Below are 19,669 nucleotides of genomic sequence, written 5' to 3'. Positions count from 1 at the left end.
CCGCTTTTTCCTCACCTTCCTCTCATTTACCGCATTAGCAATGTGGGAAATAGGACTTTTCGCCCCATCCCAAACAGCCACAGCCCAAATTACCCCCGCAACCGACGGCACTAATACTCAAATTACTCCCAGCGGCAACCAATTCAACATCAACGGCGGCCAACAATCCGGCGACGGTGCAAATCTCTTTCACAGTTTCCAGCAATTTGGTTTAACTCAAGGACAAACTGCTAACTTTATATCAAACCCCAATATCCGCAATATTTTAGGGCGAGTTGTCGGCGGCGATGCTTCGCTAATTAACGGATTAATTCAAATAACGGGCGGCAATTCCAATTTATTTTTAATGAATCCGGCGGGGATTGTATTTGGTGCAAATGCCAGTTTGAATGTGCCTGCTGCTTTCACTGCGACTACTGCGACGGGCATCGGTTTTGGCAATAACTGGTTTAGTGCGGCTGGTACTAATAATTATACTCAATTAATCGGAAATCCTAATAGTTTTGCTTTTACAAATACGCAACCGGGAGGAATTGTCAATTTAGGCAATTTGGCCGTGGGACAAGGGCAAAATTTAACTTTATTGGGTGGTACAGTTTTGAGTACGGGACAACTTTCTGCACCGGGAGGAAATATTATTGTTGCGGCGGTTCCCGGCGAGAGTTTAGTCAGAATTAGTCAACCGGGAAATCTGTTGAGTTTGGAGATTCAGCCGCAATCTGCAGCGGGCAGTTTGCCTCAAAATTGGGTGTTGCCAGTTGCATCTTTGCCGCAGTTGTTGGCGGGTGGCGGGGGAAGTGCAACGGGGGTGACAGTCAACGCTGGAGGGCAAATAGAATTAACTGGTTCTGGTTTGCAGGTAGAGAATGGAGATGTCACTGCTAAAGAAGTAACTGCGGAGAATGCAACGCTGTCAGCTAATCGCAATTTGACATTAGTTGAAAGTCTGTTGCGTACAACTGGCGATTTGAATTTGCTGGCTGACAATACAGTGCGGGTGCGCGATAGTGTGGCAAATCCGTTTGTGGCGAATGCTGGCGGAAATCTCTACATTCAGGGAAATCAAAGTATCGATATTTTGGCGCTGAATCATCTTTCGCAAACGCCATTTGTGAGCGGTGGAAATTTGACTTTAGTGAGTGATGGCATGATATCTACAGATGCTCACTTTCGCAGTGGCAATAATATGTCAATTCTCGATCGATCGGGCAAACCTGCTAATTTTACCAGTTTGTACGATCCAATATTTACGCAGCCCAATGACTATATCTCTGGGGGATATACGGGGGCTTCCCTCAAGGTAGATACGACTTCGGGTACGGGAAATATTATTTTTAATGGAGATATAAGTATTACGAGTCCAGACACAAATATTACTAGCGGTGATCCCGGCACAGATGAATTTATTCTGCGTACTTCGCAAGCGGTAATTTTGCGATCTGGCGGCAAGATTCAAACAAGAGGTATTGATACTTATATCTCTCTAACCAAGAACGCAGGGCCTGTAATTATGCAAGCTATAGATGACATTATTATTTCGGGAACTTATATAGGTCCATCTATCAAAATAGATACGACTTCGGGTACGGGAAATATTATTGTTAATGGAGATATAAGAATTACCAGTACCGCTGCAGCTTATGGTAGCCCTCCTACGGGTTATGAATTGATTTGGGGCGGTTCTAGAGCGGTAATTTTACAATCTGGCGGCAACATTCAAACAGGAAACTTTTGGGCTTATAGTCCTACTTTAAATAATACAGTCCCTATAATTATGCAAGCCACAGGCAACATTCAAACAGGAAGTATTAATACAGGTCAGACAATGGATGATAGTAGTGGTATAATATCTTTAACTGCTGGAGGCAACATCCTTACAGGTACACTTTCTACTGGGCTTAGTCTGGGCAGTCTCAAGAATGGCGGCGATATTACTTTGAATGCAGGTGGCACTATTACGACTGGCGATCTCAATGTAAAGGCGATTCAAAACGGCGGGCAGATAGCACTTACGAGCGGCGGTTCAATTGATATCGGAACGATCGATACAACGGGCGATAGCGCTGCTGGAAATATTACAATTCAAGCTAACAGTGGCATCACAACACCGACAACAGGAATTATCGCGGGTACTTCTAGTAACGGCAATGGCAGCAACGTTACTTTATCTACTACTAATGGAAATATTAATATTGGTAGCGTAGATACTTTTGGTATATTGCAGGGTGGAAATATTAATATTACCAACACTAAGGGCGATATCATTACAAGTCAGTTGCAAAGTTCCTTGTTCACTTCAACTAACAGAGGTGGCGCAATTAATCTCAGTGCGGGCGGCAATATTACTACTAATAGCATTGGTTCATCTGCCTTGCAAAATAGTGGGGCAATAACGTTGATAGGTGATAAGAGCCTTAGCTTAAAAGGGAGTGTTAATTCCGATTCTCGTAATGGTGTTAGTGGTAATATAACTATGGAGGCTGGTAATGGAATTAATCTTAATGGGAATAGCATCAGCGCTGGTGGCCCTCAATGCCCAACGGGTGGGAATGTTACCCTCAAGACTACCAATGGTGACATTATAATTTCTCCAGGTCAGATCGATACAATTGGTAATACTCCTGGTAATATTTTTCTTTCAAGTGGAGGTGCGATCTCTATTGGATCGGCAAACTCAGTAGCTGGCTCCATAGATGCCCGATCTGACAGCAAGGGTACTGGCGGTAATGTAACCATTTTGGCTAATGGCGATATTAATCTTCTAAGCATTTCAGGCGTGTACATACCAGGTGATACTGGCGGCGGTAATATTAGCCTCACTAGCATGAATGGTAAAATTAGCACAGGCATTCTCAATACCGAAGCTAATATTAGTGGCAATGCTGGCAATATCAACCTCCAAGCTAAGAATGGCATAGAAACACCAAGTGAAATACCAGGATATAGCTTAGATTTATTATCGACTCGTTCTCCTAATGGGAATGGTGGCAACATTACTCTATCTACGATTAACGGTAATATTCAAATAGGTAATGTCAATTCTGGCGGAAAATTGCAGGGTGGAAGTGTTAATATTACCGCCAGCACTGGCAACATTACTACTCGTGGTATTCAAGCCAGTGGTACTCAAGACGGCGGATCGATTACTTTTAAGAGCGGCGGGGCGATCGACACTACGGCCGGAATCATCAATGCGATCGGCGGCAACAACGGCGGCAATATTTCCCTCGAAGCTGGAACCAACATCAGTACGGCAGGAATTGGTAGCGCTTTATTATTAAGTGGGTTCAACGCCAATAGCGGGAATCTTCGCATTCAAAGCGGCGGTAATATCGACACAACTGCCGGCCCAATTATTACCGCTGCGGCCAATGGTAAGGGCGGAGGAATCACCATAAATGCTGGCGGAACAGTTTCGACATCTGATATTAATTCCCGCACTTTCGCTCCCAGTATTACTGTGACTGGCGGCAATATAGATGTCCAGGCAAAGGACACTATTACTGCCAAGGGCAAGATCGAAACCAACCGCAATAACATTACTTTTAACGCTCCGGTAACATTAGGTGACAACCTGTCGGTAAAAATTTTAGAAACTGGCGATATTACTTTTCAGTCTACTGTTGACGGCCCTTACAGTCTGACTGTTCAACCCGATGCGGGAAGTGTTGACTTTGGCGATGCTGTTGGCAGTGTTACTCCCCTCAACAGCGTCAATATTCAAGATGATATCCCCGAAATTTCCGGTGGAATTAACATTATTACTACGAATAATATTACCGCCAAAAATATTACGTCACCCGCCGGAATTTCTTTGTTTAGTGAGAACGGAGAAATCACAACCCAAAATCTCGATGCGACTTCCCCTAACACGGGCGGCAATATCGATTTGAATGCTGGAACTAATATTACTGCGGGCGATATCAATACCTCGTCTGCTGGTAATGGCGGCAGTATCTTGCTCGACGCTACCGGAAGTATTACTGTTGGTAAAATTGACTCTTCGGCGCAGGGGAATGCAGGGAATGTCACGGCTTATAACCGCAGCACTTCTGGCAATATTACTGTGAGTCAAATTGATGCTCAGAGTCAGGGCAGCGGTATCGGCGGAAATGTGGAGATTCTGATGGGAATGTTTTTTCGATCGCTCAATTCCTTCACAGACAGAAACGGCATCAATGCTAGCATTTCTACGGCTGGAAGTCCTGGAGATAGCAGCGGCGGTACTATAATTATCCGCCACGGAGGCGCAGGATTAACGCCGTTTATTGTCGGTGATTCTGCCACAAATGGAACGGCGGGTGCAATTACTAGGGGAAATTCTAATCCTATTCAAACAATTTTGCGGGATAACTCCTATCTTTATACTCACAGACAGGATGTCGATCGCATTCAAATTATTTCCGTACCGCCGCCAACACCCGCACCCACACCAGCAGCTACTCCAACGCCCGCAGCTACTCCAACACCCGCACCCACAGCAGCAGCTACTCCAACGCCCGCACCGACACCAGCAGCTACTCCAACGCCCGCAGCTACTCCCACGCCCGCACCAACGCCCGCAGCTACTCCAACGCCCGCACCGACACCAGCAGCTACTCCAACACCCGCACCCACAGCCACAGCTACTCCCACGCCCGCACCGACACCCGCAGCTACTCCCACGCCCGCACCGACACTCGCAGCTACTCCCACGCCCGCACCCACAGCCGCAGCTACTCCAGCGCCTTCCCCAACACCGACTCCAGCGCCCGCACCCACACCCCCACCGCAAATCCCACCGCGTTTACCCCTCGCACCTTCGGCAACACCGGAAAGCTCGATCGCACCATCCCCAACTCCCGAAAGCTCGATCGCACCTTTCCCAATTCCCCAAATATTTATCGCACCTGCCCCAATTCCCGAAAGTTCGATCGCACCTTCGGCAACACCCGATCCGATACCTGGTTTTCCCCTCAATATCCGACTGCCATCAATCCCCGATTCATTCGTACTGCCACCCCGCGCGCGCCCCACCCAGCCCTCAACACCCACAACCCCAAACGCTGCTGCCCGCATAGCTTCGAGGCCTACCCTTCCCTCTGTTTCCCAAATCACCTCCTCCCTCGGCGCTCAACCTGCGATCGCCCCCCAACCTTCAAACGCACCAAATCCCGCGCCCACAGCCCCTCTTGCCTCCGTAACCCAGCCGTTAGCTCCAATTCAGCCAGCACCTGCAAGTGCGATCGTACCCGCGCCTGTAAGTGCGATCGTACCCGCACCTGCACCCGTCCCCGCACCCGCTGTCAGCCCCAGCCAGACTCCCCAACAAAATTTAGCTTTTTTAATTGGCGATTTATTGGGTGCTGAAACTTCTTTCGAGCTAAATCCTGAAACTGGAAATACCAGAGTTGGCTTTCTGCTAGAAAATAATCGACAAATATCGATCGACATACCGCCCGTTGTTGAAACACCCAATCTTACCTTTATCCCAGCTTCAGAAAACCCTCCCGAAAACCCGCCGCAGCTTGGCGCTTCTTCCACCGAACAACCCGACGGATACATAGTCTTAAATCCCCCTCCCGCCGAGACGCCTCCTCCAGAACAACCTCCTGAAAACCCTACTAATTGGTTGGCAAATATTCCCCAAATCTCTCTGCCGCAAATAGAATCACCTCCCGTTAATCCAGTACCCGCACCAACACCAGCACCAGCACCAACTCCAGCGCCCGCACCAACTCCAGCCCCAACTCCAACTCCTGCCCCCGCACCAGCGCCAATTCCCGCACCAACTCCCACTCCCCCTCCGATCGCAGAAAATCCCTTACCCGCAGATATCCCAAATATCTTTCCGTCACAAATTAGCAGGTCGCTCGTCGAACAAACTTTAGACCAAGGCAATGCTAATGATGCTGTTGCTCTAATTGACCAACTCTTTGAACAAGACTACGAAAATTATTATGGGGAAAATTTCACAGATAAAAAAATCAACGTTCAATATCTAAGAGAAACTCTCAAAACAATTAAGGAGGAAACCGGGAAGCAAGCTGTAATTGTTTACGCGATCGTCCGGCTCAAAGAAGTGTCGCTAGTGTTAGTAGTTCCCGACGGGCCTCCTATTCTCAAACAAGCGCCGGTTAACAGCAAAACACTGCTAAAAACTGTGAATCTTTTTCAGGGCTATTTGGCACAGCCACAAAGTTCCCAAGATACAGCATATTTGGAAAACGCGCAGCAACTTTACCAATGGTTAATTGCACCAATATCTAAAGAATTGGAATCGTTAAATATCGATACGCTAATTTTTTCATTCGATGCAGGTTTGCGCCAACTGCCACTATCCGCTTTGCACGACGGGAAGCAATTTCTAGTAGAAAAGTACAGCCTCGGCTCAATCCCCAGTGTCAGCCTCAGTAACACAAAGTATCAAAGTTTGAAAAACGCTCAAGTTTTAGCAATGGGTGCTTCAGAGTTTCCACACACCAAGAAAGAGCGTTTGGCTGCGGTGCCGATCGAATTATCTGCGATCGCCGGGAGGAGAACTGAAACGCAAAATCAAGCAGCATTTCCCTTGTGGCAAGGTCGCTCTTTTCTCAATCAAGACTTTACCCTAGAAAACCTGACAAAACAGCGAGAACAACAGGCATTTGGAATCGTTCACTTAGCTACTCACACCAGTTTTCCTCAAGGCGAAAATGGAAGAAAAGAAGCTGAGATTGATTTGTGGGACAGCTCTTTGGCGCTGGATGAATTTAGGTTGGCGAAGTGGTACGATCGCCGACAAGTCGAGTTATTAGTGCTGAGTGCGTGCGAAACTGCGATCGGTGACAGTACAGCAGAAATGGGATTTGCTGGACTGGCCGTCCGCAGCGGTGTCAAATCAGCGGTAGCGAGTTTGTGGAAAGTTAATGATATCGGCACTTTGGCGTTGATGACCGAGTTTTATGGCAATTTGCGATCGGCGCCAATTAAAGCTGAAGCGCTCAGAAAAGCTCAACTGGCAATGATTCACAAACAAATTGTAGTAAAAGACGGTCAATTGCGGGGAACTCAAGGCGCGATCGACATTAATCAAGCCACACAAGTAGCCAATGCAGATTTCTCACACCCCAAGTTTTGGGCCGGATTCACAATAATTGGCAGTCCTTGGTAGGTTATACCATTTTAGATTTTAGATTTTAGAATTGGGAATGACTGATGATGTATGGGTTTGGAGCACGGGCCTACACTTGGATTCTTTTTTTTTAGTGGTGTTAATCGGGCCTTGCACAATTTGAGGATGATGCTTGTGGGGTACGTGTCCCGCCTGCTTTGAAAATAAGCGGACGGGCGGGACGCCCATCCCACAAAACAATCAAAATCATCCCGCCATTATGCAACGCCGTTAATCGGAGATTTGATATTTACCCAGACTTCTGTTGACACCAATGCGCTTCGTGCACACCCCACATTGACTGGTGGCATTTTGCAAAAAGTAAATGTATCCCTGACTACTATCTTTTTATGTCATAAATTTGCTATGAATAGCAAAACTAAACACTAGCGGGGCAAAACCTGTGGGCAAGTTTGATAAAATATTCAATTCAGAAGACCAATCCGAAGCAAGCTTGACTTTAGAAGAATCCGTAGCAGCGGTAGCATTTGTTGCAGCAGAGGCAAATTCCCCTGATACGGATGCTGATATCTTAGAAAGCATACTTTGGGAATCAGAAATCTTTGCTGAATACTCGGAAGATGATATGTCAGCAATGTTTCAAAGACTCGCCGGTATTGTTGCCCAAGACGGTTTAGGAGCATTATTTAATACTGCTTGGGAATCCATGCCAGATGAGTTAGTATTGGATACTTTTGCAATTACCGCAGCAATGTTTGTCGGAGATGGCGAAATATCCCAGAAGCACCAGGCTTTTCTCCAAGAATTCCAGGAAGCATTAGGTGTGGAAGACGAGGAAGCTGCAGAAATTATTGAGGATGTAATTGCTGCTTACTCGGAAGTAGAGGGCGAAGAGTCTGATTTCGATGGGGCATGGTACGTATCTCCTGAAGGCAATTTTAGCGTTCCCATTCCAGTTGACGAGGAACGAGGCGGTAAAATTGATGATCAAGAAGGCTGTGTCGCATTTTCAGACGACTTTGGTGTTTTGCTGAAAATTGATTATTTCCCTGTTGCTGGTGAAGTGGAAGAAACAATCGAGTCGGTTGGTGAGGAAGGTTATCTCAAGTCTTTTCTCGACAATTTTGTTTCTCAGGCAATTCTTGCTAATGTTCCCAATTCTAAGTTACTCCACGCAGAATATTTAGAAGATGAAGAAGCTTATTTCGTGGTTTTAGATTTGCCTGCGGGTGCAACTATCAGCGTGCAAGAAAACGATGGCCCTTTGACTCGGTTGGATGCTTACCGGGGACTTATGGCTTTTATTGCTGACGATTTTTGCTACACCGTAAGCTGTCAGCGCATTTATCAGGAGGGGGATGAATTGGGTTCCCTGGAGTCTGAAGTTGAGGGAATTATGAACAAGATTTTTGAGTTTATTGAGACAATCGAATTCGGGCCAATCGAATAAGCAGGAATTATTTAGGGGGGCTAAAAACCGGGTTTCTTTCTAAATGTCTCGCTGCTTAACCCTATATTTTCAGAGAAACCGGGTTTTTGGCCAACCATTCTCAGGATATGACATCGGGTCCGATCGATCGACCAAAATTAAACTGGTTGGTAGTGAAGACTTGAGTTTTCATTACTTCCCGGCTCGCGCTTATTTTACCGCACTGCTAGATATTAGAGGTTTTTTGCCATAAAGAGTGCGATCGACAACAGGCTTTTTTGACCGATTCTCGATCGCACTTCCAGATACATTCAGTCAACCAAAGTCGAGAGGCAGCAGCAATTAGCCGCCATTTTCGACTAATTAGTAGTCTGAGCTTCCACCAATCTTTGCTTGAGTTCTTCCAAAGCACTCGCCCAGCGCGGATCTGGCTGCACCGAGCCGGAATCAGCGCTCGACACCGTTGCTGCTGACTGATTGCGGCGAGACTTGTTGTTGTCACCCCGACGGCGATTGCTTTTGCTGGAACCGCCTCCACCTTGGGTAGGAGGAGCCGAGCGCTGCTGTTGCTGAGGCGCAGGCACAGGCATAGGCACAGACGCCGATGCCGACACCAATTGCGGTGACTGCGGCGACTGCTGCTGATCGTCTTCGCCCTTCTCAGATTTACCCTTAGAGCGGGGTAATGCCTTCTCTATTTTCAGCGGGTTTTCTTTGAACATCAAGCCGTTGTATTTCTCAATAACTTGGTCGGCTTGTTCGTCGGTTAGCACCGTCACAAAACCGAATCCTCGGCATTTTCCAGTTTTGCGGTCTGTAATTACCTTGGTGGTAACAGATTCGCCCTCCGGTGCAAAAACTTCTTGCAATTCTTGGCGATCGAGTTCCTTTGGTAGATTGCCAACATAAAGACGAATAGACATGAAAAATTCCTCCCGACTTGGATTTTAATTAATTTGCTCGAACAGAATTACCTGAAGTCAACTGAATATTTACTTCAGGCAAACACCACCTAACCCGAGAATTAGCGCATTCCTCCCACCAACCTTGACAGCTCCCCCCACCTTTTAGAACAAAAAGATGATTTACTCTGATAAGGCCGGAACTTAACCGCCGATGCAGAGAGCTTTTAAATCTCAGGTTGTTGTGTAAACTTTTAGTCATCACTCAAATGTTTAGGCTATTGGCTATTCTGTATTACTTGCTTCCGGTTTTGATTCAGAATGTTTATAGCCAGCGCCGTCTAGAAATTTATGTCCAAGGATGTCAATTGTAAGCGATCGGAATGCCAGTATTCAGTTTAATACAGTGATGGATAAAATGGCTAACATTTTTTCAGCCAGTAATCTTACCTCGATCCTAATCTCGCTCCTAATGCTGAGAACTACTCACTTACCTGCTATCCCTTAAATCAGGCCCGGCAGAGTCCGAGCATTCTTTAAAGGTATCACAGCCTTGGTAACAGAGCTAGTTATTTAGGAAGATTTCAGTCTGAATTTAACGGAAACCACATCTGAATCACTTTTGAGAATTCATCTGGCACAGCAAAAATAGCGATCGAAAAAAAACAGCCGACAAGCGGCTGGCTGTACTTGCTGTGTTGGGATGTTGACAATTTTTACGCAATGCCTTAAGGGATTTTAGCCAACTGAAGTTATCGCGCTATTTGGTTCAATCCAATTCCTGTAAACTAATGTAACAGACTGCGGGCAAAAAAGCAACTTTTCTTTACGAAGGAAGTTCGGCAACGGATTTTGTAACGGATGTAACGGATGTAACGGATGTAACGGATAGACTGTAGGGTGCGTAGGGAGCAACTCCAGAATCCGATCGCCCATCCGCTGTTTAACTCAAAACCGATCGAGGCTGCCCGTTGAGACCGATTCACCTGAGAAGTGGCACCATTCTCAATAAGCTTTTTATGAACAGGCAAGATGCCTGTTCCACAAAGAGTGAATTTTCTTGTGGAACAGGCATCTTGCCTGTTCCTGAGAATGGTGCAAGATGTGAGATTCACCCCACAATCCGACAATTATTCCTCACCTTGGCCCCTGGATAATGATGTATGCGCCCCAAAAAGCAGCAGCAAAAGCCAAAACCGCAGACCAAATCGGATGTCCGCTGTCACTAACCCTCCCTCCTTGACTGCGGAGACTTTCAAGGTCGATCGCCACAGTAGCACCCCGGCGCAGCCAACCAGTCGCGACAACAGATGTTCCGATCAAATCGCTGGGGCGAGTAGTCTCTTTGAACAAAAATGGCCACAAAGAGCCAATGTAGCCAAACCTCGAAACATGGTGCAACCTCACCAAACCCGTCGCCGTTTGCAAAATCAAATCTTGTCCCAGCCAATTATTCATACCAGGCCTACCCAAAAGTTGCCCTTCCAGCCGCACCGGTTCAGCATCCAGCGGCAAACTCTCGGGATTTGACAAAATTTCCGGCAAACTCGGGGAAGCGGTTTCTCGCGGTATAATATCCGGGAAGAAATAATTGATCCGCATCAAAGTACCGATGCTAAATCCGATCGGCAAACACCCCCAAAGAATCGATCGATCGCCCCAAAGCCAATCCAACTGCCAGATACTCGTCCTCGAAAAAATCCAGCCAATCAGCCACAGCACGCCGACTATCCCCAAACTCATCGGAATCCCAAAAAACGGCGCACCCTGTAAAAATAGTTTTGAGTCTTTAAATTCGAGTATTGACTTAAACAGAGACAATTTTCCTTTCCTGGGTTGTTCTTGCACTCCCGCGTTTGCCAAATCTAACTCTGTCTCCACTTGCCAGAATTGAGCATAAAGAGCCAACAGCTTCAAACGCTCTCCCAGCAAAGGATGCGCGCGATTAACCGTCAACCAATTGCGCTCCTGATTGCTGACATCCCACAGCAAAATCTGTTCTAGCGGCGCGTGTAATGCAGCAGAACCAAGGGTTACAGCTTGTCCAACACCTACGGGTAACAATAGATCGAAACTTTCGAGGAAAAAGCTAGTTTGTTTTTGCTGCTCGATATTAGCAGCAATGCCGATCGCAATTTTACCCAGTGCCCGCGTCAAACCGTTAGGATTACCCGTAATTTCCGCAGCAGTGCGATCGCTAAAATACACTCTGCGGCGCGACAGCCACAACATCGGCCAGCGCAACAACTTATAAATCCCGTAACTAATAGCAGAAATTGCAGCGGCCACAAATTTAACAGCAGAACGCAAAAACTCGATCGTCATTAAATCACACAACCGCTCTTGCCAGTGCGCCACCTGCCAATAAATCAAGTAAGGAATCTGAATCACCAGCAGCGCCAGGGACATCGGCGCAAAATCCCAGTGAGAGATATGGCCCAACTCGCGCGCGAAAATAGTAGCAATTTCATCATCCGTCAATTGTTCCAACAGCCCGCGACTCACAGCAATCCGAGCAAAACGGGGCAAACCGCCGTAACTGAAAGCTACAGGAACATTCAGCGGCAAGAGTTTCAGCACCGGCACCGGCATATTTTGCTTCGTACAAAAGCTTCGCAGTACCCGACTAGCTTCCTTGCTGTGCTTGGATAAAACTGACCCGCGCAGAGTTTCGATGCCGCAAAACAGTTTCAGCAGCGCGTCTATCAGCCAGGGAGACGAGGCCAAAAGCAATCCAAAAACCATCTGAACAAACGGAGTTGGATCGCGGTAAAAAAGCTGAATCGGCGCGAAAATAGGCAGTCTAGTGAATATGTAAAGCTGAACCAACAGAGAATTAGTGTTTGTCAGCAGGAATTGCAGGATAAACCGGGCTAGGAAAAATAGGGCGATCGCACTTGCAACGGCTTGCACCCGAAACTCCAGCAACTTCAGCGGTTTGAGGGGGCGCGGGCTTTTCGCGCGCCCGGTGTCGCGCCAAGTGAGTTGGTAAGTATCTGGGCTGGCGACTCCGGGGATATCTGTTGGGGAAGCGGAACTATTTTCGCCGCTAATTTCTGCGGTATCGGGTGCGGTTTCTGTAGGGGCGGTGCCCCCGTGCCCGCCCTCTGATGTCGGGCGAATCGGCGGTGTGGGGGGTGGAGGTGGCGGGGAAATCGGTTGCGATTTGGCGTTTACAGGCGCGGCAGTCGGCTCTAAAGGTAAAAATCCTGTTTTTTTATCGGCGGTCGGTCTATCGCCCCCAATCGATTTTTTCGCCGATTTTGTTGCAGCATCAAAGGCGACAAAGCCTGTTTGGGGGGGAGTTTCTGCGGATTTTGGTTTATTTTCCGGTGGTTTTGGGGGGCGAGGGGGGGTTAATTCTTTTAAAGCGCGATCGGCCCAAGTTTTGACTTGAGGGTTGGGACTTTTGGCGAGGGAAGAGCACAGGGCGATCGCCTCTTTCACATTACCGGTTGCTTTGTACGCAGCCACTAACCCCATCTGCGCGCGGATTCCCGACGACTGATTGGCGGCGGTTTGGGTAACGGATTCTAAAAGGGCGATCGCCCGATCGTAATCCCGCGCTTTCAAAGCAGCTAACCCAGCCTCTAGAGACTGTTTTGCAGATGAACCCGATTGATTTGAATTAGGTGGAGATACCATTACAGTGCTGGCGATCGCGTCCTTTCTAAGATAGCTTGGCTGGTCGATCGATAACTGTTCTAACACAGCTCTATTTTGCTGTCATTAGTTGCAACTTTTGCCGCCAGGTACTTAAATAATTTCACTAAAATTATTTGTTTCTGAGATATTGCACGATCACCAGGATCCGACAGGGGTTTAAACCCCTGCCTCAAAGCTAAAGTCCTCTAAAAGAGGACTGAAGAATTATGTCAATTTGTGGTTAAATACTTCCTTGCTCTTTTAGTCTCGCGTTGCGCGGACTTTGTTTGACAAGAAGCGATTTCAATCGCCAGGCTTTAATCTCTATTTTTTGATGCTAAAATTGAAAACAGTAGCTAAAGGAAAAATGCCATGTCAGACCAAGACATCGCTAAGATAATTACTATCGAACCGGGTAAGCGAGGTGGTAAACCTTGTATTCGAGGTATGAGAATTACGGTTTATGACGTGTTGGAATATCTCGCTTCTGGGATGACTTATCAAGAAATCCTAGAGGATTTTCCCTATCTCACGCAACAGGATATTTTAGCTTGCTTGAGTTTCGCTGCTAAACGAGAGCAGTTTATGTTAGTTGTTGGGTGATGAAACAACTGTTATTTGACCAAAATCTCTCTCCTCGTCTTGTCAATCTCCTTGCTGATATTTATCCAGATTCCGCTCATGTTGATGCAATTGGATTACCTACCGCACCCGATCGCGAAGTTTGGGAGTATGCTCGTCAGCATGACTATATTGTCGTTACCAAGGATGCGGATTTTAGCGAATTGAGTCTATTGTTGGGGTTTCCTCCCAAGGTAATTTGGATACGACGCGGAAATTGCTCGACGCGGGATATCGAGAGGCTACTAAGAGATAACTATGATGCGATCGCAGTTTTAAGAGACACTCCTAATAGCGGTATTATCAGTTTGTTTTAACTCATATCTTGCCTGTTCCTAAACAAGTAATTGAGAATGGTGCAACATCTCAGTTTTAATAAAAACGTTTAAAGAAACCGGGTTTTTGACCAAATCTACGCATCACAATCAAAAATTGTCGAAAAAACCCGGTTTCTGGCCACCCGCGCGTCAGCCCTAAATTTGCTAAAATAGACCCAGAAAATATCAAAATATAAATATGAACGAATCCCAAATACCCCAAATTCCTTGGCTGCCATTAAGCCGAGAAGCGCACAAACTATCAGTTACCGACAGATTAGCTTTAGTCAACGCGATTGTTGAGTCCATCAGACAAGAACTCAGATCCCGCCAACCTCTGCTGGATGATTTTGTGGAACCCGTGACTGGGCTAGCAAAAACTGATACGCCACCCGCAACAGATGACGAATTTGAAATTAGATTGCGGCGCGATCGCAAAGGTGCGGCAAAGCGACTCAGAGGGCTAGCAAAAACTGATATGCCACCTCCAACAGATGCCGAAGTTGCACTCATGTTAGAAGAGCGTTTGGTGGAGAAATACCTAGAATGAAGGTATTAATAGACACCAACATTATCCTTGATAGTTTGCTAGAACGAGAACCGTTTGTAGAAGATGCTGATGCTTTATTTGAGGCGATCGAAAATGAGCAAATTGAGGGATATGTAACGGCAACAACCTTAACAAATATCTTCTATATTGTCAGAAGGCAAACTCGCAGCCTCGATCGCGCTAGGCAAGCTATTGCTGAAACACTAGCATTAATGAAAGTATCTGCCGTCGATCGCCACGTTTTGGAAATAGCATTTGCATCTAATTTAACCGATTTTGAAGATGCCGTGCAGTTAGCTTGTGCGCTGTCAGATAACTTGGAGGCGATCGTAACCCGCGATGCAGGAGATTTCGCTGGTGCCACCTTACCAATTCTATCACCTAAAGAGTTATTAAAACGTTTGGAATAAGATTAATCTCACATCTTGCACCATTGTTAAGAACGGGCAAGATGCCCGTTCCACAATAAAATTGAGTTTTGTGGAACGGGCATCTTGCCCGTTCCTAAACAGGTAGTTGATAATGGTGCAAGATATCAGATTAATAGGACTTACGCACTCCGACAAAGAAACCGGGTTTTTTACCGAATGTGTGGGTCACAACCAAGTATTCTCGTAAAAACCCGGTTTCTGGGCCCCATGCGTAAGCCCTAAAAAGGACTTAACCTTGCAGCTTACCGCCCAGATTTTCTCGGCGATGTACCCTCAGCCCGCTTCCGACGGATCAGCACGCTCATCACCTGCTTCGGATTAGCCGCGCGCTGTACGGGACTCCAATCGCCCACTTCTGCAAATCCCAGCCGGTACAAAGTGAGTATGGTTTCCCGGACACCCTTGGGCGAACCGACAACCGTTAACAGCACCACTTCCTGTTCGCATACTGCTGCTGAGTCGTCATTTGGGCATTGGGATTTGTTGTCGTCAGGCACGAATTCCTGTGACATAATATGTTCTCCTGGTTTTGGGTTTTCTAGAAAAACCCAAAAACCCAGCCGCCCCGCATTTTAAGACATAAGTAACCACACAAAATTAATTACATAAAGACTCCTTGCTAGGCAAGGGTTTCAGTAGAAATATTGTGTAATTAATTCTGCACACCTACTTAGCAGGGCGGCTACAGAGAATGTTAAGATTCTCGGAGCCTCCAGACTGCTGATTCCAGTTTGGCGGTTATGCTGTCCATTGCTGCTACCAACAGCTTTGGGCAGTGCAACTAGATTTTTGGGCGACGCGGGCTGCCTCCTCTACAAGCAAGCAACCTCTCACTTCAAAGCGTAGCCGCAGAGGGGGGCCGCCGTCAACCGATTTTGGATTTTAGATTTTGGATTTTGGATTGAAGAGGGGGATTGGGAGGTTTTGGGTCAGGCTGAGGATTTAGCGTTATAAAGGACTTGACGCTTAAATTGACTGTGCATACTTCTTGCCCTCTTCCGATTCTAGGTATTGCTGGTAAGCTATTTCATCGCCCCCAAAAGAATCGATCGATACCTGTCGTTTCGGCATCGGTTTGAGAGGAGTATCGATCGGGTTGTACCGACAGTAACACATCACAATTACGTCATAGTCGCTCATCGGAGTTGGAATGTCAGGCGTGTATGTTTGCACCCGCACAACTTCCCAATTGCTGACGCGATAGTGAGTATTGTGTGCGTGTTCCTTTGGATCGTGTTCTGACTCCACCCGCACAAATTCTACAGGGCGATATCCCGGTTCAGGAATCGGTTCGTTAGAAGAGTCCCAGTTTTCTGCAATGATAAAAGTTAGAGCTTGGCTGTGTTGGAGTTTTCTCTGTCTCCAGCCTTCATCCTCATCTGACTCAGCCTGAAAAATAATGTACTTGTGCATCACTCTTCCTCCTTTTCTTCGAGATAATTTCGATCGCCTCCTTCATCTCTTTAATCATTCACATAACTTACGCACTCCGACAAAGAAACCGGGTTTTTTACCGAATTTACGGTGTGTAATGCGTCTTCTCGTAAAAAAACCCGGTTTCTGGGTTCCATGCGTAAGCCCTACTCCTCGCTAACAGCCAAACCAGAAACCACAGGGGCGATCGCATTTAACTTCAAAACAGGGTGTTCCCCTTCCACCTGTCGGCAATTCCACTCATTTCTAAACAGCAAAACCGGCCTTCCCCAAGTATCTTTCACCGTCACCGTATTAAATAGCCGCCCAACTTTTTCCAGCGCCTCCCAACCGCCGTCAACCCAACGAGCTACACTGTAAGGCAACATATCGATCGTCGTTTCCACATTATATTCCGACTGCATTCTGAACTGCACAACTTCAAATTGCAACTGTCCGACAGCCGCCAAAATTGGCTCGCGTTTCGACTCATCAACCGAGTACATAATTTGCACTGCGCCTTCTTCCTGCAACTCAGAAACGCCTTTGCGGAACTGCTTAAACTTAGAAGGATTAGGATTTCTCAAAAAAGCAAAAAGTTCAGGAGAAAAACAGGGAATCCCTTCATATTCCAGTTTTTGGCCAGTGTAAATAGTATCGCCGATCGCAAATACTCCCGGATTGTTCAAACCGATCACATCGCCCGGATACGCAACCTCGATCGACTCGCGATCCTGAGCAAATAACTTTTGAGGTCTTGACAAACGCACCGTTTTACCACTGCGAGCGTGAGTCACGTTCATGTCCTTTTCAAACTTGCCCGTACAAACCCGAATAAACGCCACCCGATCGCGGTGTCTTGGGTCCATATTCGCTTGCAATTTAAACACAAACCCGGTAAAGTCTTCATAAGTTGGCGGCAAATCTCCGGCGCTGCTCTTGCGGGCGATCGGCTTCATAGCGTAATCTAAAAACGCATCTAAAAACAGTTCGACCCCAAAATTGCTCATGGCGCTGCCAAAGAAAACTGGCGTCATTTTTCCAGCCCGAACGGACTCTAAATCGAGTTCAGTTCCCAACTCATCCAGCAGTTCTAACTCTTCTTTGAGCTGATAGTAAAGGTCTTGTTCCAACAAATCTTCAATGCGCGGATCGCCCAATTCAATGACGGTATCAACAGCAGCACGAGAACCGTGTTTAGTCCGCTCGAATAAGTGAATTTTGCGCGCCCTGCGATCGAAAACACCTTTAAAGCGATCGCCCGTACCTATCGGCCAATTTACCGGATAAGTCTGCAACCCCAATTCCTTCTCAATTTCGTCCAACAAATCCAAAGGTTCTCTGCTAGGGCGATCGAGCTTATTAAAGAAAGTAAAAATAGGCAGACTTCGCAGCTTACAAACTTCAAATAACTTCCGAGTTTGCGGTTCCAAACCCTTAGCAGCATCCTCAAGCATCACTGCATTGTCAGCCGCCGCCAGAGTTCGATAAGTATCTTCGCTAAAATCTTGGTGTCCCGGAGTATCGAGCAGATTAATGTGATATTTTTTATACTCAAACTGCAAAACAGTAGAAGTAATAGAAATTCCCCGCTGCTGTTCCATCGCCATCCAGTCAGAGGTAGCGTGTCGCTGAGCCCGCCGCGCTTTCACAGAACCTGCTTCGTGAATTGCACCTCCGTACAGCAGCAGCTTTTCTGTCAAAGTAGTTTTACCCGCGTCAGGGTGCGAGATAATAGCAAAGTTGCGCCGGCGCTCAACAGCAGTTAGCAGTTCAGTTTCGAGTTCTGTTGTCATCACAATTAGGTAGGGGAATCATCACCCGATCGCCATTATAGCCTGTGCTACAGTTGCTATTAAAGGTAAAATTATCAATAAAGTCAAGGAACAAAAATAATATGTACGACTCCGACAAGCGGAAACTGCTATCACTGGTGTGCCACGGGGCGATTTTTTTCAGCACGTTACTGTTCTCGATCGGAGCGCCGATCGCTGTATTGTTAGTATCAGATGACCCCGTTGTCAAAGAAAACGCCACAGAAGCCATCAATTTTCACCTTAATGTATGGGTGTACAGCACCGTGATTGTGGTGTTAACTGTCGTCACTTTTGGTCTTGCTGGCTTTATCCTAGTGCCCCTAGGTTATCTGCTACACTGGGGACTGACAATAATGGCTATCCTCCAGGTTTTGCAAAATCCTAACCAACCTTACCGCTACCCTTTTATTTTCCGAATAGTTTAGACAGCAAATCGCGCTTCACCATCGATTTCACCAACCCGATTTCTTCAATAAGAAACCGGGTTTTTAATTGTTTTATAACTCACATTCGTTACCCCCAACTGGCAAATACACTGCTTAATATTATGTCCGGTCGATTACCCCTAATACCGTAGGGGTTCCCCTCACGAAAAATATCTTCCAATAATTGACAATCTCAAAAACCCGCCCTTTTAATCGCTCGATCGGACATGATATAAGTGACAAAGAGGGTTGATTATCGGAGACAAGATTCAGTAAAAAAACTTAAAACTTTGTGAAACTAAGCATCATCCAGTTGGGGATTCCAGAAAATTGACCTAACATCATGAGTGAAATCTTCTTAATCCATAAGACTTCAAAAATTATAGCAAAATCAACTATTAATTATGGTGTTTTCGCCCTGTTGCAGCGCTGTTGCGAACGCTAAGTTGAGCTTCCATTGATGCCGTTTCCCACACTATGCTAACGTCTTTGGGTTATTTCGCAGAGTTAGGGCGGATGTTCGATCGCTCCGAACCCTCGTTTTTGCTTTAGCTGTGCTATTTTTGCATCTGGCGATCGTTTTATGGAAATGTTCCACCAATTCTATCTCTACCAGATGTCTTAAAACTTAATACAATATTTTTCCAATAAAAATCCCGCTCTTGTGGAACGGGAAAGCCATCAGGGTGCATCTATATATATGTCAGTATAACTCATAGGGGGTCTAACCCCTCGTAGCTTTATCGAATCTTTACAATCACAAAATTATTGTAAAGATTGAGGTTTTTATTTGACGGATCAGCCGTTTTATGAAATTTAAAGGGAAAATGCTGACATTTATAAAATCCAGTGAGTTTCCTCTGAATAATCAAAACTTTAAGCTCCTTTACCATGCTTCGGCAAATGGTGGAGCAAATACCATAAGATGGCTACATTTGTGATAAATACCGCTAAGGATCGCGAATTAAATAACTTACAATTTTAATTGTTATTGTGGGATGGGCGTCCCGCCCGTCCTTTTTGGAC

Annotated in this window: 12 protein-coding genes; 7 read left to right on the top strand and 5 right to left on the bottom strand. The window is 46.3% G+C overall.

Translation table 11 applies throughout. From position 1 onward, the window contains the following. Positions 1-40: 40 nt before the first annotated feature. Together QUB11_RS22015 and QUB11_RS22010 are read left to right on the top strand one after the other, a co-directional pair. Positions 41-7,132, top strand: a complete 7,092-nt coding sequence (locus QUB11_RS22015) for a CHAT domain-containing protein (RefSeq protein ID WP_445300862.1) — start codon at positions 41-43, stop codon at positions 7,130-7,132. 403 nt (positions 7,133-7,535) lie between these two features. After that, entirely contained in the window at positions 7,536-8,543 is a 1,008-nt protein-coding gene (locus tag QUB11_RS22010) for a tellurite resistance TerB family protein (RefSeq protein WP_333206070.1), read from the top strand. Between the two features lie 338 nt (positions 8,544-8,881). On the opposite strand, the gene QUB11_RS22005 is transcribed toward QUB11_RS22010, so the two are convergent. Further along, the gene (locus QUB11_RS22005; protein ID WP_333094544.1) at positions 8,882-9,445 is read right to left on the bottom strand and encodes an RNA-binding protein; all 564 of its coding nucleotides are present in this window, start codon (positions 9,443-9,445) and stop codon (positions 8,882-8,884) included. A gap of 1,116 nt (positions 9,446-10,561) precedes the next feature. Continuing rightward, positions 10,562-13,135, bottom strand: a complete 2,574-nt coding sequence (locus QUB11_RS22000; protein WP_333206071.1) for a zinc metalloprotease HtpX — start codon at positions 13,133-13,135, stop codon at positions 10,562-10,564. 306 nt (positions 13,136-13,441) lie between these two features. On the opposite strand from QUB11_RS22000, the gene QUB11_RS21995 reads away from it, so the two are divergent. The 4 genes from QUB11_RS21995 (at position 13,442) to QUB11_RS21980 (ending at position 14,967) form a co-directional block, all read left to right on the top strand. Further along, on the top strand, positions 13,442-13,672 hold the full coding sequence (locus QUB11_RS21995; protein ID WP_333206072.1) for a DUF433 domain-containing protein: 231 nt from the start codon (positions 13,442-13,444) through the stop codon (positions 13,670-13,672). Continuing rightward, positions 13,672-14,007 (top strand): DUF5615 family PIN-like protein, encoded by a 336-nt coding sequence (locus QUB11_RS21990; protein ID WP_333206073.1) that lies wholly within the window; start codon positions 13,672-13,674, stop codon positions 14,005-14,007. The genes QUB11_RS21995 and QUB11_RS21990 overlap by 1 nt, the downstream gene beginning before the upstream one ends. Positions 14,008-14,206: 199 nt before the next feature. Beyond that, a complete protein-coding gene (locus tag QUB11_RS21985) occupies positions 14,207-14,557 on the top strand; it encodes a hypothetical protein (RefSeq protein ID WP_333206074.1) in 351 nt (116 codons plus the stop codon). Continuing rightward, positions 14,554-14,967, top strand: a complete 414-nt coding sequence (locus tag QUB11_RS21980) for a PIN domain-containing protein (RefSeq protein WP_333050292.1) — start codon at positions 14,554-14,556, stop codon at positions 14,965-14,967. Before QUB11_RS21985 ends, QUB11_RS21980 begins: the two co-directional genes overlap by 4 nt. A 263-nt stretch (positions 14,968-15,230) precedes the next feature. Here the strand turns inward: QUB11_RS21980 and QUB11_RS21975 are convergent, their stop codons facing one another. The 3 genes from QUB11_RS21975 to prfC form a co-directional block, all read right to left on the bottom strand. Then, complete coding sequence (locus QUB11_RS21975) at positions 15,231-15,500, bottom strand: hypothetical protein (protein ID WP_333085680.1); 270 nt, start codon at positions 15,498-15,500, stop codon at positions 15,231-15,233. A gap of 454 nt (positions 15,501-15,954) precedes the next feature. Then, positions 15,955-16,401, bottom strand: a complete 447-nt coding sequence (locus tag QUB11_RS21970; RefSeq protein ID WP_333206075.1) for a hypothetical protein — start codon at positions 16,399-16,401, stop codon at positions 15,955-15,957. A gap of 167 nt (positions 16,402-16,568) precedes the next feature. Next, positions 16,569-18,197, bottom strand: coding sequence for a peptide chain release factor 3 (gene prfC, locus QUB11_RS21965; RefSeq protein ID WP_333206076.1), 1,629 nt, complete (start codon positions 18,195-18,197; stop codon positions 16,569-16,571). 101 nt (positions 18,198-18,298) lie between these two features. On the opposite strand from prfC, the gene QUB11_RS21960 reads away from it, so the two are divergent. Continuing rightward, positions 18,299-18,643: a DUF4870 domain-containing protein gene (locus QUB11_RS21960; protein ID WP_333162138.1), complete on the top strand. Its 345-nt coding sequence runs from the start codon at positions 18,299-18,301 to the stop codon at positions 18,641-18,643. The last annotated feature ends 1,026 nt before the right edge of the window (positions 18,644-19,669 follow it).

Source organism: Microcoleus sp. B6-A1 (genome assembly GCF_036705085.1).
GTDB lineage: Bacteria > Cyanobacteriota > Cyanobacteriia > Cyanobacteriales > Microcoleaceae > Microcoleus.
Note: the sequence above shows the minus strand (reverse complement) of the source record. Positions and strands in the feature narration are given on the sequence as shown.

Excerpts from the sequence above, each read along its gene's own strand:
- prfC (WP_333206076.1), bottom strand. The coding sequence starts at position 18,197 with ATGACAACAGAACTCGAAACTGAACTGCTAACTGCTGTTGAGCGCCGG.
- QUB11_RS21995 (WP_333206072.1), top strand. The coding sequence starts at position 13,442 with ATGTCAGACCAAGACATCGCTAAGATAATTACTATCGAACCGGGTAAG.
- QUB11_RS22015 (WP_445300862.1), top strand. The coding sequence starts at position 41 with ATGTGGGAAATAGGACTTTTCGCCCCATCCCAAACAGCCACAGCCCAA.
- QUB11_RS21985 (WP_333206074.1), top strand. The coding sequence starts at position 14,207 with ATGAACGAATCCCAAATACCCCAAATTCCTTGGCTGCCATTAAGCCGA.
- QUB11_RS21975 (WP_333085680.1), bottom strand. The coding sequence starts at position 15,500 with ATGTCACAGGAATTCGTGCCTGACGACAACAAATCCCAATGCCCAAAT.
- QUB11_RS21980 (WP_333050292.1), top strand. The coding sequence starts at position 14,554 with ATGAAGGTATTAATAGACACCAACATTATCCTTGATAGTTTGCTAGAA.
- QUB11_RS22005 (WP_333094544.1), bottom strand. The coding sequence starts at position 9,445 with ATGTCTATTCGTCTTTATGTTGGCAATCTACCAAAGGAACTCGATCGC.
- QUB11_RS21970 (WP_333206075.1), bottom strand. The coding sequence starts at position 16,401 with ATGCACAAGTACATTATTTTTCAGGCTGAGTCAGATGAGGATGAAGGC.
- QUB11_RS21990 (WP_333206073.1), top strand. The coding sequence starts at position 13,672 with ATGAAACAACTGTTATTTGACCAAAATCTCTCTCCTCGTCTTGTCAAT.
- QUB11_RS21960 (WP_333162138.1), top strand. The coding sequence starts at position 18,299 with ATGTACGACTCCGACAAGCGGAAACTGCTATCACTGGTGTGCCACGGG.